Source organism: Acinetobacter sp. YH12069, assembly GCF_013419675.1.
GTDB classification, from domain to species: domain Bacteria; phylum Pseudomonadota; class Gammaproteobacteria; order Pseudomonadales; family Moraxellaceae; genus Acinetobacter; species Acinetobacter amyesii.
Window position 1 is genome coordinate 113,011 of sequence record NZ_VOZS01000012.1, and the last position, 13,732, is coordinate 126,742.

General features: G+C 42.6%; 18 protein-coding genes. 13 read left to right on the forward strand and 5 right to left on the reverse strand.

The window, feature by feature from the left end; all coding sequences use genetic code 11:
- Positions 1–15: 15 nt before the first annotated feature.
- Positions 16–936, reverse strand: a complete 921-nt coding sequence (locus FTU16_RS10815; protein WP_180163231.1) for a Dyp-type peroxidase — start codon at positions 934–936, stop codon at positions 16–18.
- Between the two features lie 159 nt (positions 937–1,095).
- Here FTU16_RS10815 and FTU16_RS10820 point away from each other — a divergent pair, with 159 nt between their 5' ends.
- A complete protein-coding gene (locus FTU16_RS10820; RefSeq protein ID WP_180163232.1) occupies positions 1,096–1,716 on the forward strand; it encodes a LysE family transporter in 621 nt (206 codons plus the stop codon).
- 105 nt (positions 1,717–1,821) lie between these two features.
- Here the strand turns inward: FTU16_RS10820 and znuB are convergent, their stop codons facing one another.
- Genes znuB through FTU16_RS10835 form a run of 3 tightly spaced genes read right to left on the reverse strand, consistent with a single transcriptional unit; the run spans position 1,822 to position 3,887 of the window.
- The gene (gene znuB / locus FTU16_RS10825) at positions 1,822–2,622 is read right to left on the reverse strand and encodes a zinc ABC transporter permease subunit ZnuB (protein WP_078191483.1); all 801 of its coding nucleotides are present in this window, start codon (positions 2,620–2,622) and stop codon (positions 1,822–1,824) included.
- Between the two features lie 3 nt (positions 2,623–2,625).
- A complete protein-coding gene (gene znuC, locus FTU16_RS10830) occupies positions 2,626–3,387 on the reverse strand; it encodes a zinc ABC transporter ATP-binding protein ZnuC (protein ID WP_373683469.1) in 762 nt (253 codons plus the stop codon).
- Between the two features lie 2 nt (positions 3,388–3,389).
- On the reverse strand, positions 3,390–3,887 hold the full coding sequence (locus FTU16_RS10835; RefSeq protein WP_078191481.1) for a transcriptional repressor: 498 nt from the start codon (positions 3,885–3,887) through the stop codon (positions 3,390–3,392).
- Between the two features lie 139 nt (positions 3,888–4,026).
- Here FTU16_RS10835 and FTU16_RS10840 point away from each other — a divergent pair, with 139 nt between their 5' ends.
- The 12 genes from FTU16_RS10840 to FTU16_RS10895 all read left to right on the forward strand — a co-directional run bounded on the left by FTU16_RS10840 (position 4,027) and on the right by FTU16_RS10895 (position 13,274).
- Positions 4,027–4,866 (forward strand): metal ABC transporter solute-binding protein, Zn/Mn family, encoded by an 840-nt coding sequence (locus tag FTU16_RS10840; RefSeq protein ID WP_180035138.1) that lies wholly within the window; start codon positions 4,027–4,029, stop codon positions 4,864–4,866.
- Positions 4,867–5,036: 170 nt separating this feature from the next.
- A complete protein-coding gene (locus tag FTU16_RS10845; RefSeq protein ID WP_078194025.1) occupies positions 5,037–5,435 on the forward strand; it encodes an ATP synthase subunit I in 399 nt (132 codons plus the stop codon).
- 102 nt (positions 5,436–5,537) lie between these two features.
- On the forward strand, positions 5,538–6,413 hold the full coding sequence (gene atpB / locus FTU16_RS10850; protein ID WP_078191478.1) for a F0F1 ATP synthase subunit A: 876 nt from the start codon (positions 5,538–5,540) through the stop codon (positions 6,411–6,413).
- 84 nt (positions 6,414–6,497) lie between these two features.
- A complete protein-coding gene (atpE, locus tag FTU16_RS10855; protein ID WP_000424060.1) occupies positions 6,498–6,743 on the forward strand; it encodes a F0F1 ATP synthase subunit C in 246 nt (81 codons plus the stop codon).
- Between the two features lie 38 nt (positions 6,744–6,781).
- Positions 6,782–7,252: a F0F1 ATP synthase subunit B gene (locus tag FTU16_RS10860; protein WP_078191477.1), complete on the forward strand. Its 471-nt coding sequence runs from the start codon at positions 6,782–6,784 to the stop codon at positions 7,250–7,252.
- Between the two features lie 12 nt (positions 7,253–7,264).
- On the forward strand, positions 7,265–7,801 hold the full coding sequence (locus tag FTU16_RS10865; RefSeq protein WP_078191476.1) for a F0F1 ATP synthase subunit delta: 537 nt from the start codon (positions 7,265–7,267) through the stop codon (positions 7,799–7,801).
- 42 nt (positions 7,802–7,843) lie between these two features.
- Positions 7,844–9,388 (forward strand): F0F1 ATP synthase subunit alpha, encoded by a 1,545-nt coding sequence (gene atpA, locus FTU16_RS10870; protein ID WP_078191475.1) that lies wholly within the window; start codon positions 7,844–7,846, stop codon positions 9,386–9,388.
- 88 nt (positions 9,389–9,476) lie between these two features.
- Positions 9,477–10,346 carry a F0F1 ATP synthase subunit gamma gene (atpG, locus tag FTU16_RS10875; RefSeq protein ID WP_078191474.1) on the forward strand — a complete coding sequence of 290 codons (870 nt, stop codon included), beginning with the start codon at positions 9,477–9,479 and terminating at the stop codon, positions 10,344–10,346.
- Positions 10,347–10,375: 29 nt separating this feature from the next.
- Complete coding sequence (gene atpD / locus FTU16_RS10880) at positions 10,376–11,770, forward strand: F0F1 ATP synthase subunit beta (RefSeq protein WP_078191473.1); 1,395 nt, start codon at positions 10,376–10,378, stop codon at positions 11,768–11,770.
- 26 nt (positions 11,771–11,796) lie between these two features.
- Complete coding sequence (locus tag FTU16_RS10885; RefSeq protein WP_078191472.1) at positions 11,797–12,216, forward strand: F0F1 ATP synthase subunit epsilon; 420 nt, start codon at positions 11,797–11,799, stop codon at positions 12,214–12,216.
- Positions 12,217–12,346: 130 nt separating this feature from the next.
- On the forward strand, positions 12,347–12,826 hold the full coding sequence (locus FTU16_RS10890) for a DUF2846 domain-containing protein (RefSeq protein WP_078191471.1): 480 nt from the start codon (positions 12,347–12,349) through the stop codon (positions 12,824–12,826).
- A gap of 142 nt (positions 12,827–12,968) precedes the next feature.
- Positions 12,969–13,274, forward strand: coding sequence for a hypothetical protein (locus FTU16_RS10895; RefSeq protein WP_180163233.1), 306 nt, complete (start codon positions 12,969–12,971; stop codon positions 13,272–13,274).
- Between the two features lie 6 nt (positions 13,275–13,280).
- On the opposite strand, the gene FTU16_RS10900 is transcribed toward FTU16_RS10895, so the two are convergent.
- On the reverse strand, positions 13,281–13,724 hold the full coding sequence (locus FTU16_RS10900; protein ID WP_168378802.1) for an AAA family ATPase: 444 nt from the start codon (positions 13,722–13,724) through the stop codon (positions 13,281–13,283).
- Positions 13,725–13,732 lie beyond the last annotated feature (8 nt).

Consider the following 13,732-nt stretch of genomic DNA (forward strand, 5'->3'; position numbering starts at 1 on the left):
GTCGGCTTTATTTATTCAATCTTCCAGCACTTCTTCCAATAACTCTTCACTCGGTGCAAAGTAATACGCTCCGTCCATTGGCGTAACAAAGTGAAGTAAGCGGTCGTGAATGCCGTCACCGCTAGTACCGAACATGCGAACCAGCATGCTGTCGATAATGCTGAGATCTTTGGTATAAGCAATAAAAAACAAACCTTGGTCACCGCGGCCATCGCCATAAGGCAATGAATGACGCAAAATTGCTAGTTCTTCACCTTCGCCATTTTCAACAACGGTACGTGATACATGTGAGTTTTCAGGTTGTTCGTCTTCATCCAACTCAATTGACTCAAGTTTGGTGCGCCCAATGACATGTTCCTGAGCATCTACCTTTAACTTTTTCCATTTATCTAAGTTATGTGCATAACGCTGTGCAAAGACAAAAGAACCATCAGCAAAAATACCCGCATCTTCTGCTAATAATGCTGTTTCAGCACGGTCATCTGGAAATTGAGGGTTTTCAGTACCATCAATAAAACCAGTTAAGTCACGGCCATCGAAATTACGGAAGCAAACACGCTCATCTAAAACCTCAACTTTATCTTGAATGCCATCAAAGAAAGCTTGGCTTAAAGCAAAGCAAATATCTGTACGCTGTGCCGCAATGTGAATCAGCACATCTGCTGGCACTACAGGCATGTTAAATGAACCTTGAATTGGATCAAGTTGTTTAAAGCCTGCCGGAGCTTGACTGTAAAGTTGCGCCCAAAGTTCTGGTCCAAAAGCCACAGCCGTTTTAATCTGTGCATTAGGATGTTGGGTAATCAGACGATCACGAGTGTTAAATAAGTCTTCAAGTTGTTCTTTTAATTCGCTAATCGTTAAATCTTTTAAACGTAAAACAATAAAACGAGCATGATCTGAGGGTAATGGCAAAATTACAGATTGAGCAGACATTCATGGCTCCTAAAAATTATAATTTCTGAGTGGCTGTGTGTATTGTGCCTTAAGCAGCGCTGAGAGTGTAGCCTTCATTTGGCCTTTTAGCGTGCATTATTGTCATGAAAATAGAGTAAATGTCATATAATACAGACCCATTTCAAACTTGAGCTAATGATGTCCTATCAAATCTGGATTGCATATATGTTGGCATGTTGGGTGATTAGTGTTTCCCCAGGTGCAGGTGCAATTGCGTCTATGTCGAGTGGTTTGAATTATGGGTTTAAGCATGGGTATTGGAATGCAATCGGCCTGCAATTGGCACTTTTGGTTCAGATCGCCATTGTTGCAGCTGGGGCAGTGGTCTTATTTGCGACGACACCATGGGCTTTTCTGATCGTGAAATGGTTTGGTGTGGGCTATTTATTGTATTTGGCTTATTTACAGTGGACAGCGCCAACAGAGTCAATTGAAATCCAACAAGATTTGCCCAATAAATCACGTTCAAAATTAATTTTACATGGCTTTTTGGTCAATATGAGCAATCCTAAAGCGATTGTATTTTTGTTGGCAGTTTTGCCGCAGTTTTTAGATTTATCCAAACCCCAATGGATTCAATATGTCATCATGGCTGCAACAATGATTAGCATCGATTTGATTGTCATGGCGGGGTATACCGGTCTCGCTGCAAAAGTGCTGCGGTTATTAAAATCACCCAAACAACAAAAATATTTGAATCGAGCTTTTGCGGTATTATTTGCTTGTGCGGCGAGCTTATTGAGTTTGGTGCATCAATAAATCCAGTTAGATGATTCTGAGTATCGTATTTGACGTGCAAAAAAAGCCATGCAACTGCATGGCTTTTTTTTGATATGTCGCGAATTGAACAATGAACGTTGCTACTTAAGCCACTTTCTTAAATTTTTGCATAATAAAAATTAGGGCAAAGAGCAGCGCCATAGTTAATACAATGGTCAGTCCTGTAGAGGTGTTTAAACCAGCACTTGACCATAAACCTACAGTTACACCGACTTGGGCAATGATGAAAGACCACAGTACCATTTGCTTCGGGGAATTTGCCAATAAACGAGCGGTTAATGCAGGAATCACTAACAATGCACCCATCAGCAATGAGCCGACAGCACGTAAAGCCAATACAGTAAATAATGCCAGTAATAACATAAAAATCAGACGTTGCCATTTAGCGCTGACACCTTCACTGACCGCAATATCGGGGTCAATGGCAATCTGAATCTGAGATTGCCAACTTTTATACAGCACGGTCAGTGCCACAATGATCACCACTGCAAAGACAGGCAAATCTGACCAAGAAATGGTGAGTAAATCACCAAATAAATAGCTGAGTAATTCAGGTCTTAAGCTTGGCAAATGTTGTATGAAGAGTAAGCCTGAGCACAGGAGTGTAGCCGAACAAAGCGCGAGCAAGGCGTCATTGGGCAAGCGTGGATCGTGTAACACCCATAAGATTGCAACCAATAAGAGCGCAATCAATGTAACGCCCGTCCAAAGCGGTAGACTCATTGCACCGGCAATGGCGACACCGAGTAAGGTGCCATGTGCCATGGTGTCCGCAAAAAATGACATGCGACGCCATAACATTAAACAGCCAAGCGGTGCAGTCAGGAACACCAGCAAAGTGCCCATGATCCATGCTGGCAAAAGGAGTTGTAGCCATTCCATCATGGATTATGCTTCCGGTTCAGGGTGAATATGAGGACGAGAGTCATGTTGGCAAGGCGTTGCACTATCGCCATGCGCACAGTGATCATGATGGTGTTGATAGAACACACGGTTTGTCCCAAAGATCGCTTGATATTCAGGATGTTGCTGCACATTTTCAGGCAAGCCACTACAGCAAATATGCTTATTGAGGCAAACCACACGATGTGTTCCTTGCATGACCCACTGTAAATCATGAGAGACCATCAAAACTGCACAGCCATATTTTTCTGGCAGGCTACGCACGTAGTCATACAGTTCCGCTTCAGACTGGATATCTAGACCTTGCATAGGTTCATCCAGAACCAATACATTCGGTTGACGCAATAAAGCCCGTGCAATCAATACACGTTGACGTTCGCCGCCCGATAGTTGCTGAACTTTAGATTGTTGTAACTTGGCAATGCCTGTATCACGAATAATTTCTTGCTTAATGCTGGCATCACATTTTTCTAATGCCAATAAATCACACACACGTAGCGGTAAGCTGTGTGATGGATTAAATTTTTGTGGCACATATGAGAATTTTAATTTTTGTATGCTGATCACTTTACCAGATACAGGTTTTACAATACCCAATAACACTTTGATGAGCGTGGATTTGCCTGCACCGTTAGGACCAATCAAGGTGACAATTTCTTTTTCGTGTAAGGCGAAATCTACATTTTTTAAAATGTCACGTTCATCGATTCGGACATGAACATGCTCTAAAGCCACAATGGGCTTCATATTTAGTGTTTGCTGCGGCACTGCTGACAGATCCCTGAAATTTCAATAATACTGTGATGTGCAGTAAAGCCATCGGATGCAGACAATTCATCGAGTTGCGCCATCAAGCCTTGAGCAGATGCTTCTTTGACTATTTTACAATCGGTGCAAATCAGGAATGCGGCTTGATGTCCTTCGCGCGGATGACAACACGGGATGTAAGCATTAATCGACGTTAGACGGTGAATCAAACCTTTTTCAAGCAGAAAATCCAGCGTACGGTATACCGTCGGTGGCGCTGCAGGTCGGTCAGACTCACTTTTGATTTTAGCCAAAAGGTCATAAGCACCCATTGGTCCCGTTGCGTTCAAGATCAGTTCCAATACTTCTTTACGCAAGGGCGTAAGTCGAGCACCCGTCGCGCTACAGAGACTCTCAGCTTCAGCAAGGCGCTGTTCGACATTATGATGATCGTGTACACCATGCAAAGCATTATGATGTTCGTGTGAACATGCGCTCATAGCCAACCTCGAGTACGAAACTGTATAAAGAAAAAGACTTTAAATCTTAACATGAAGCGTAAGGACTTACGAACAGACGTAGGTTTTTTTACGATTTTGTTATATTATAACACTATTCATTTTATGGTGCTCTCTCCCCATGTCCCGTGTAATTCTTTTTTGTAGTTTGGCTTTATTCAGTGTGATGAGCTGGGCGCAAGGTCTCGTTGTTTCTACACAACCGATTTATCTAATCGCAAAGGATGTACTCAAGGGTGTAGAGCAACCGAAATTACTGCTTGACCATCAATCTGGACATGATGTGAGCTTGACGCCTGCACACCGTAAAACCGTGCAAGATGCCAATCTCGTTTTATGGTTAGGTCACGCGCACGAAGCACCATTGGCAAAAATGTTGGGTGAAAGTGGCAAAAGTATCGCTATTTTAGACTCAGGTATTATCAGTGCTTTGCCATTACGTGATGTCCGTGGCAATGCATTAAAAGGCACAATCGATACGCATGTCTGGCTTGAACCAAACAATGCAGTTCGAATCGGCTTTTTTATAGCCGCGTTACGTTCACAACAGTTTCCAGAACATCGTGAAAAATATTGGGCCAATGCACGTGCATTTGCGCAGAAACTCTTGGTTACTGCACAAAAAACCGATGTGTCGAGCCGTGCTCAACCTTACTGGTCTTACCACGATGCCTATCAATATCTTGAGCGCTCACTGAATTTGAAATTTACCGGTGCGTTGACAGATGATCCACATGTCGCACCGACATTGGCACAAATCAAGTACCTGAAAGACCATCGCGCGCAGCCAAAAGTATGCTTACTTGCAGAAGCACATGCCAGTCAAAATCAGTATCAAAAGCTCGGTGGTATCGTCTTTCAGCCAGTTGACGAAACGATGAGTGGGGCAGGGGATTTTGTAACAGCATGGAAGATGTTGGCTGATGAAACCCTTAAATGCACACTAAATGCACGAAAGTAAAGTAAAAAATAAACAACTATTGATTAGTTTGAAAGCAGTTTGCCAATTTAAAAAAACACGACTAAGGTCGGGAAAAGATTGCAAGTTAAGGGGTGTAACTCTATAATGCCTGCGATTAAAAATAATCATCAGTTAAACTTGTCAAGCAGAATTGCTGTGAGTGAACAAAAATGAGTCGAACTAGTCGCATGATTGATCGACGATTAGCGAAAGCTTTAGTCATCTTACAAGCAGTAATGATTCCTGTTTCAGCCCTGATTGGTTGGGTCCTTAAAGACACAATCACAGCATATAGTGCAGCTTTGGGTGCGTTGGTATGTTGGCTAGCAAGTAGCTACTTTTCATGGCAGTCGTTTCGTGCGGCTGGTGCCCGTGCCTCTAAACAGGTGCTGTCAAACATGTATCGTGGCTTAATGGGCAAGTTTGCAATCGTGATTGTTGGATTCATTTTGATTTTGATCAATGTCAAGCCGTTGTCAGCGGTGGCATTGTTTTGTGGTTTTATGCTCGTACAAAGTATGTCGTGGGTCGCTCCTTTTTGGGCAACACGCTTAAAAAAACGAGTGTAAACACAACAAAAAATTGAAAAGTTTTTTGGAGAGTAACGAGATATCAGGCAGCACGCGATATTCGTTTTCTCTATTAGTTTTGACATTGACCAGGTGTGATTTATGGCTGCTGAAGAACATGCCCTTACTTCGACCGAGTACATTCAGCATCACTTGACTAACTTGACCTATGGCAAAATGCCAGATGGTACTTGGAAGTTAGCTGAGACTGCTAAAGAAGCTCAAGAGATGGGGTTCACTGCTATTCACTTGGATTCAATGGGTTGGTCTATTGGCCTTGGTATAGTTTTCTGTTTGTTGTTCTGGGTTGTAGCGAAAGCTGCAAACTCTGGTGTTCCGACCAAGTTCCAGTCTGCAATCGAAATGATTATCGAGTTCGTTGACTCAAGTGTCCGTGACACTTTCCATGGCAAATCGCGCTTAATCGCGCCGTTAGCGTTGACCATCTTCGTGTGGATTTTCCTCATGAACTTGATGGACTTGATCCCTGTTGACTGGATTCCTTATACAGCTCAATTGATCGGTGCTAACGTGTTTGGTATGGATCCTCACCACGTTTACTTCAAAATCGTTCCATCTACTGATCCTAACATTACCCTTGGTATGGCATTGTCAGTATTTGCGTTAACTATTTTCTATAGTATCCGTGAGAAAGGTCTTGTCGGATTCGGTGCAGAATTTGCACTTAACCCATTTAACCCAAGTAACCCAGTTTTAAAAGCATTACTTATTCCAGTAAACATTATTCTTGAATTAGTAACTTTTATTGCACGTCCAATCTCATTGGCTCTTCGACTGTTCGGTAACATGTATGCGGGTGAGTTGATCTTCATCTTGATCGCATTACTACCGTTCTGGATCCAGTGGGCGTTGTCTGTGCCTTGGGCGATCTTCCATATTCTTGTTATTACGTTACAAGCATTCATTTTCATGATGTTGACTATCGTATATATGAGTATGGCTAGCGAAAAGCATTAATGGTATTGCTCAACTGTCAAAGGGTGGTTGGGCACACAATTTTTTAACTTAATTTGGTATAAACCTAACCTCTGAGGAATTATCATGGAACTCACTTTAGGTCTAGTTGCAATTGCATCTGCTATCTTGATCGCTTTTGGTGCTTTAGGTACTGCGATTGGTTTTGGTCTTCTAGGCGGCCGTTTCTTAGAAGCTGTTGCTCGTCAACCAGAATTGGCTCCACAACTTCAAACTCGTATGTTCTTAATCGCAGGTCTTCTTGATGCTGTGCCTATGATCGGTGTTGGTATTGGCTTGTTCTTCATCTTCGCTAATCCATTTGTAGGTTAATCAGCTTAATTCCTAAATTAAACTATTGAGGAATAGCAATGAATATCAACCTCACATTGATTGGCCAAGCGATTGCATTTGCGATTTTTGTCGCATTCTGCATGAAGTTTGTATGGCCACCACTAATCAATGCGATTAGTGAGCGTCAGCGTAAAATCGCTGATGGCTTAAACGCTGCTGAAAAAGCAAAAGCTGACCTTGCGGATGCGCAAGCACAAGTGAAAGCTGAATTAGACGCGGCTAAAGCACAAGCGGCTCAATTGATCGAACAAGCGAACCGTCGTGGTGCGCAATTGGTAGAAGAAGCGCGTACTCAAGCTGCGGCTGAAGGTGAGCGTATTCGTCAACAAGCTAAAGAAGCTGTTGATACTGAAATCAATGCTGCTCGCGAAGAATTACGTCAACAAGTTGCTGCTCTTGCAGTTACTGGCGCAGAAAAAATTCTGAACCAGCAAGTTGACGCAGAAGCTCACAATGCCATGCTGACTCAGCTGGCTGCTAAACTTTAAGAGAGGCGGATTATGGCTGAACTCTTGACGTTGGCACGCCCATACGCTAAAGCAGCATTTGCTTACGCTTCTGAGCAAAATGCAACTGACGCTTGGTCAAATGCATTGAACTTGCTCAGTGCTGCGGTGCAAGACGAAGCATTTTCAGCTTATCTAAATCGCCCTGAGCTTACTCCTGCTGAGCAGGTAAGTGTTTTCGCAAAAGTTTTAGGTGAAGACCAGACTGCAGCAGTGTCAAACTTTTTGACATTGCTTGCCGATAATGACCGTCTGGCACTTCTTCCTGAAATTTCAGAAGAATACGAACAGCTCAAATCACAGAATAACAATACTGTGGATGTAGTGATTGAATCTGCATTCCCATTGACTTCTGTACAAGAACAATTACTTGCGCATGCATTAGAGAAAAAATTCGAAGCTGCCGTAAATGTTTCTGTAGAAGTTAACCCAGCGTTAATCGCGGGTGTAGTTATTCGTGCAGGCGACCAAGTGATAGATGATTCTGCGCTTAACAAGCTTGAAAAAATGCGGACTCGTCTTCTTGCTTAACAGCTCGAAGACTGAACTTTAAAAAGATTGAGGTATAGCGCAATGCAACAACTGAATCCATCCGAGATCAGTGCGCTCATTAAACAGCGTATCGGCGATCTGGACACCAGCGCGACCGCTAAGAACGAAGGGACCATTGTTATGGTTTCCGACGGTATTGTGCGCATTCACGGCCTTGCTGATGCAATGTACGGTGAAATGATCGAATTCGACGGCGGCTTATTTGGTATGGCACTGAACCTAGAACAGGATTCAGTGGGTGCCGTTGTCTTAGGTAACTACTTAAGCCTTCAAGAAGGTCAAAAAGCTCGTTGCACAGGTCGTGTATTAGAAGTTCCGGTTGGTCCAGAACTTTTAGGCCGTGTAGTAGATGCTTTGGGTAACCCAATTGATGGTAAAGGCCCTATTGACGCAAAACTTACTGATGCTGTTGAAAAAGTAGCACCAGGCGTAATTTGGCGTCAATCAGTGGATCAACCTGTACAAACTGGTTATAAATCAGTAGATACAATGATCCCTGTTGGTCGTGGTCAACGTGAGTTGATCATCGGTGACCGTCAAACTGGTAAAACAGCTATGGCGATCGATGCGATCATCGCTCAGAAAAATTCTGGCATTAAATGTGTATACGTAGCAATTGGTCAAAAACAATCGACTATCGCTAACGTTGTGCGCAAGCTAGAAGAAACTGGTGCTATGGCGTACACAACTGTTGTAGCAGCTGCTGCAGCTGATCCTGCAGCGATGCAGTATCTTGCTCCGTATGCTGGTTGTACAATGGGTGAGTACTTCCGTGACCGCGGTGAAGACGCGCTTATCATTTATGATGACTTGTCTAAACAAGCTGTTGCTTACCGTCAAATTTCATTGCTTCTACGTCGTCCACCAGGTCGTGAAGCATATCCTGGTGACGTATTCTATCTACACTCACGTTTACTTGAACGTGCTTCACGTGTATCTGCTGACTACGTTGAGAAATTCACTAACGGTGAAGTTAAAGGCCAAACTGGTTCATTAACTGCATTACCGATTATTGAAACTCAAGCCGGTGACGTATCTGCATTCGTACCTACAAACGTAATTTCGATTACTGACGGTCAGATCTTCTTAGAAACATCATTATTCAACGCAGGTATTCGTCCTGCTGTGAACGCGGGTATCTCTGTATCACGTGTTGGTGGTTCTGCTCAAACTAAGATCATCAAAAAATTGTCAGGTGGTATCCGTACCGCTCTTGCGCAATACCGTGAATTAGCTGCGTTTGCTCAGTTCGCTTCTGACCTTGACGAAGCAACTCGTAAACAGCTTGAACATGGTCAACGTGTAACTGAGCTTATGAAGCAAAAACAATATGCTCCATACTCAATTGCTGACCAAGCTGTTTCAATTTATGCATCTAACGAAGGCTACATGGCTGACGTAGAAGTGAAGAAAATCGTTGCATTTGATGCTGCGTTGATCTCTTACTTCCGTTCAGAAAATGCTGCGTTAATGCAAAAAATTGACGAGACTGGTGCTTACGATAAAGAAATCGAAGCAGCAATCAAAGCAGGTATTGAAAGCTTTAAAGCGACTCAAACTTACTAAGATTCAACTGTGTTGAATCTGGTTTTGGTTTGGTTCACGGATCAACCTTCGGAAGCTCGAAAGGGCTTTCGAATACTAGGTTAAGCGTATGGCAAATTTAAAAGAAATTCGCGCCAAAGTAGCTAGTATCAAAAGCACGCAGAAAATTACTCGCGCGATGCAGATGGTAGCAGCTTCTAAGATGCGTCGTGCGCAAGAGCGCATGGCTCAAGGCCGTCCGTATGCCGAAAATATGCACCGTGTAATTGCTCATTTGGTACAAGCGAACCCTGAATACAAACACCGTTATATGGTTGAACGTCCTGTAAAGCGCGTTGGCTATATCATTGTTTCTTCAGATCGTGGCCTTGCTGGTGGTTTGAACATTAACTTGTTCAAAAAAGTGGTAAAACACGTACAACAGCAACAAGAGCAGTCAATTGAAGTTCAATTTGCTTTAATTGGTCAAAAAGCGGTTTCGTTTTTTAAAAACTACGGCGGTAAAGTTCTTGGTGCAACTACAAACGTAGGTGATGCTCCGAGTCTTGAACAGTTAACTGGTTCTGTACAGGTGATGTTAGACGCGTTTGATAAAGGCGAGTTAGATCGTATTTATCTAGTGTCAAACGGCTTTGTCAACGCCATGACTCAAAACCAAAAAATCGAACAGCTTGTTCCTTTAGCAGCTGCTGAGGAAAGCGAAGGTCTAAACCGTCAATACGGTTGGGACTATATCTATGAACCAGAAGCTGAAGAGCTTTTAAATGGTTTATTGGTTCGTTACATTGAGTCTATGGTTTATCAAGGTGTGATTGAAAACATCGCATGTGAACAGTCTGCTCGTATGGTTGCAATGAAAGCTGCAACTGATAACGCGGGTGAATTGATCAAGAGCCTACAACTTATTTATAACAAGCTGCGTCAAGCCGCGATTACTCAGGAAATCTCTGAGATCGTTGGTGGTGCCGCTGCCGTTTAACATTATTAGTTTGAATTGAGGAGACAGCAATGAGTAGCGGTCGTATCATTCAGATCATCGGCGCGGTTATCGACGTCGAGTTTGAACGTAACAGCGTTCCTAAGATCTATGACGCTCTCCATGTTGATGGTACTGAAACTACATTAGAAGTTCAGCAGCAACTTGGTGATGGCGTAGTTCGTACTATTGCAATGGGTTCTACTGAAGGCCTTAAGCGTGGTCTTACTGTAACTAACACTGGCGCGCCTATCTCTGTACCTGTAGGTACTGCATGTTTAGGTCGTATCATGGACGTTCTTGGTCGCCCTATCGACGAAGCTGGTCCTGTTGGTACTGAAGCTCGTTTACCAATTCACCGTCAAGCGCCTTCTTATGCAGAACAAGCGGCTTCTACTGACCTTTTAGAAACTGGTATTAAAGTAATTGACTTACTTTGCCCGTTCGCTAAAGGTGGTAAAGTTGGTCTGTTCGGTGGTGCCGGTGTTGGTAAAACTGTAAACATGATGGAGTTGATCAACAACATCGCGAAAGCTCACTCAGGTTTATCTGTGTTTGCTGGTGTTGGTGAACGTACTCGTGAAGGTAACGACTTCTATCACGAAATGAAAGACTCTAACGTTCTAGACAAAGTAGCAATGGTCTACGGTCAGATGAACGAGCCACCAGGTAACCGTTTACGCGTAGCGTTGACTGGTTTGACTATGGCTGAGTACTTCCGTGATGAAAAAGACGAAAACGGTAAAGGCCGTGACGTTCTATTGTTCGTCGACAACATCTATCGTTATACACTAGCGGGTACTGAAGTATCAGCACTTCTAGGTCGTATGCCATCTGCAGTAGGTTACCAACCGACTCTTGCAGAAGAGATGGGTGTTCTTCAAGAACGTATTACGTCTACTAAGTCAGGTTCTATTACGTCAATCCAAGCGGTATACGTACCTGCCGATGACTTAACAGATCCATCGCCTGCGACTACCTTCGCTCACTTGGACGCGACTGTTGTATTGAGCCGTGACATCGCATCTTCTGGTATTTACCCAGCGATCGATCCACTTGACTCTACTTCACGTCAGTTAGATCCACTTGTAGTGGGTACTGAGCATTACGAAATCGCTCGTTCAGTTCAAAACGTTCTTCAACGTTACAAAGAATTGAAAGACATTATCGCAATTCTTGGTATGGACGAATTGGCAGAAGAAGACAAACTTACTGTATACCGTGCACGTAAGATCCAACGTTTCTTCTCTCAACCGTTCCACGTAGCTGAAGTGTTTACTGGTGCTCCTGGTAAACTTGTACCGCTTAAAGAAACAATTCGTGGCTTTAAAGGTCTTCTAGCTGGTGAATACGACCACATTCCAGAACAAGCGTTCTACATGGTTGGTGGTATTGACGAAGTTATTGCTAAAGCTGAGAAACTTTAATTAGTTACCTAATTTAGGAGATTCTCATGTCAACTATGCAATGTGACGTTGTAAGTGTTAAAGAGTCTTTGTACTCTGGCACTGTAACTATGCTAATTGCTAAAGGTGCTGGTGGTGAGTTGGGTATTATGCCTGGCCATGCGCCACTAGTAACTTTGCTCAAGCCGGGCGCAATCCGCGTTCTGCTTGAAAATGGTACAGAAGAATTAATCTATGTATCAGGTGGTGTACTAGAAGTTCAACCGCACGTTGTTACTGTACTTGCAGATACTGCAGTACGTGCTGACAACCTTGATGAAGCAGCAATTATTGAAGCTCGTAAACAAGCTGAACAATTGTTAGCAAATCAAAAGAGCGACTTGGACTCAGCTGCTGCTTTGGCTGCTCTTGCAGAAACTGCTGCTCAGTTGGAAACCATCCGCAAAATCAAAAACCGCGCTCAATAAGACGCAGTTTGAGATTGAAAGAGCCACCCGAAAGGGTGGTTTTTTTATGGCTGAATAATAAATAAATTTGATTATATTTTGATTAATTGTTATTTTTCATATGCTTAAAAATATATCAATGGAATTAATGATGTCTAATAAAATCTTTTTCACATTACTATTATCTTTGGGATTTGTTGGGTGTGCATCCGTACCTAAAGCAGATCAAAATGCTTCAGCAGCAGTAAAACAACTAAATGCCCCACAAGAAGGCAATGCAGGAATTTATGTATATCGCTCAGCTTCTGTGAAAGGCGCTGCCTTAAAGAAAGATGTATGGGTAGATGGGGAATGTTTAGGTGAAACCTCTCGTGGAGTATTTTTTTATAAAGAAGTAGTGGGTAATCAAAAACATACAATTTCGACTGAATCAGAATTTTCACCTAACCATTTGGATATTGAAACTGAAGCAGGTAAACAATATTTTGTTCAGCAATTTATTAAAATGGGCGCATTTGTAGGTGGGGCAAATTTAAAACTGGTTGATGAGCAAACAGGAAAAAAGGCCGTTAGCGAATATGCATTTGCACAAGGCGGTAATTGCAGCAAAGCCACCATCGCATTGAAATAAAAGTTCATATGTAGATAAAAAACTACTCGAAAGGGTGGTTTTTTTTACCCTAAATTATTTGAAATTGATCAATCTAAAGTTGAATATATTTTATTCAATACAAACTTTATAGTGATTAAATTCAATCAGCTAGCATTGCACCATGAACCTTATTGCCTATGAGCCGCATTTTTGGGAATTTTATCAAGACTTTGATCAATATTACTTGAGCATTGCAGTTGATCTTAGTTCTGTCGTGTCATGTTGGGATGTTGAACTCACCCATGAAGAAGTCCAGCAATATGAACACCGTGGGCGCGTGAGTATTCAAGAACTGGCAAAATCGATGGTCGCTGCTGTCTATAAAGGTGATTTTGCTTCATTAGAAAGTCGTTTAGTGAAACCATATGAACGTCAGGCCATGCAATCGGCTTTTAAAAAATGGCAAGATAGCCAAAAAGCAGGTTAATGGTTGTTATTCATGCATGGGTAAAATTGAAAACTCGCCGTGACTGATAATTTTAATTTTAAAAATTTGATCAAAGCCTTCATCCTGTGATGGAACTTGAAGCTTGCGATAAGTAGCACGCACGCCAACTTCTGGAATATGGGCTTTGCCTTCACGAAAACTGTTGCGCTTTAAGGTACTGTCCAAATCTGTTTCAAAATAATAAGCAATCACCTCAAAACCTGCATCAACTGCGCGTTGGATATAGCGAGCACGAGCTTCCCGATCTGGGTTGGTATTATCAATCACCATTTTGGTTTTGGATGCCAAACCAGCTTCAAAGATCATATTTTCCCGATGTCGAGTTTTCAACATATCCAAATTAATACGTAAATGGCTATGATATAAATTCAACATGTAAAAGGTGGATTTGCCAGAGGCTTGAACGCCTGTAAAAATAATCAGCTGCATGGTGTCTG

Bases quoted from the DNA above. Each gene is read 5' to 3' on its own strand.
- atpD (WP_078191473.1), top strand. From the start codon at position 10,376: ATGAGTAGCGGTCGTATCATTCAGATCATCGGCGCGGTTATCGACGTC.
- atpB (WP_078191478.1), top strand. From the start codon at position 5,538: ATGGCTGCTGAAGAACATGCCCTTACTTCGACCGAGTACATTCAGCAT.
- FTU16_RS10860 (WP_078191477.1), top strand. From the start codon at position 6,782: ATGAATATCAACCTCACATTGATTGGCCAAGCGATTGCATTTGCGATT.
- FTU16_RS10885 (WP_078191472.1), top strand. From the start codon at position 11,797: ATGTCAACTATGCAATGTGACGTTGTAAGTGTTAAAGAGTCTTTGTAC.
- znuC (WP_373683469.1), bottom strand. From the start codon at position 3,387: ATGAAGCCCATTGTGGCTTTAGAGCATGTTCATGTCCGAATCGATGAA.
- FTU16_RS10865 (WP_078191476.1), top strand. From the start codon at position 7,265: ATGGCTGAACTCTTGACGTTGGCACGCCCATACGCTAAAGCAGCATTT.
- FTU16_RS10840 (WP_180035138.1), top strand. From the start codon at position 4,027: ATGTCCCGTGTAATTCTTTTTTGTAGTTTGGCTTTATTCAGTGTGATG.
- atpA (WP_078191475.1), top strand. From the start codon at position 7,844: ATGCAACAACTGAATCCATCCGAGATCAGTGCGCTCATTAAACAGCGT.
- znuB (WP_078191483.1), bottom strand. From the start codon at position 2,622: ATGATGGAATGGCTACAACTCCTTTTGCCAGCATGGATCATGGGCACT.
- FTU16_RS10815 (WP_180163231.1), bottom strand. From the start codon at position 936: ATGTCTGCTCAATCTGTAATTTTGCCATTACCCTCAGATCATGCTCGT.
- FTU16_RS10845 (WP_078194025.1), top strand. From the start codon at position 5,037: ATGAGTCGAACTAGTCGCATGATTGATCGACGATTAGCGAAAGCTTTA.
- FTU16_RS10835 (WP_078191481.1), bottom strand. From the start codon at position 3,887: ATGAGCGCATGTTCACACGAACATCATAATGCTTTGCATGGTGTACAC.
- FTU16_RS10890 (WP_078191471.1), top strand. From the start codon at position 12,347: ATGTCTAATAAAATCTTTTTCACATTACTATTATCTTTGGGATTTGTT.
- atpG (WP_078191474.1), top strand. From the start codon at position 9,477: ATGGCAAATTTAAAAGAAATTCGCGCCAAAGTAGCTAGTATCAAAAGC.
- FTU16_RS10900 (WP_168378802.1), bottom strand. From the start codon at position 13,724: ATGCAGCTGATTATTTTTACAGGCGTTCAAGCCTCTGGCAAATCCACC.
- FTU16_RS10895 (WP_180163233.1), top strand. From the start codon at position 12,969: ATGAACCTTATTGCCTATGAGCCGCATTTTTGGGAATTTTATCAAGAC.
- atpE (WP_000424060.1), top strand. From the start codon at position 6,498: ATGGAACTCACTTTAGGTCTAGTTGCAATTGCATCTGCTATCTTGATC.
- FTU16_RS10820 (WP_180163232.1), top strand. From the start codon at position 1,096: ATGTCCTATCAAATCTGGATTGCATATATGTTGGCATGTTGGGTGATT.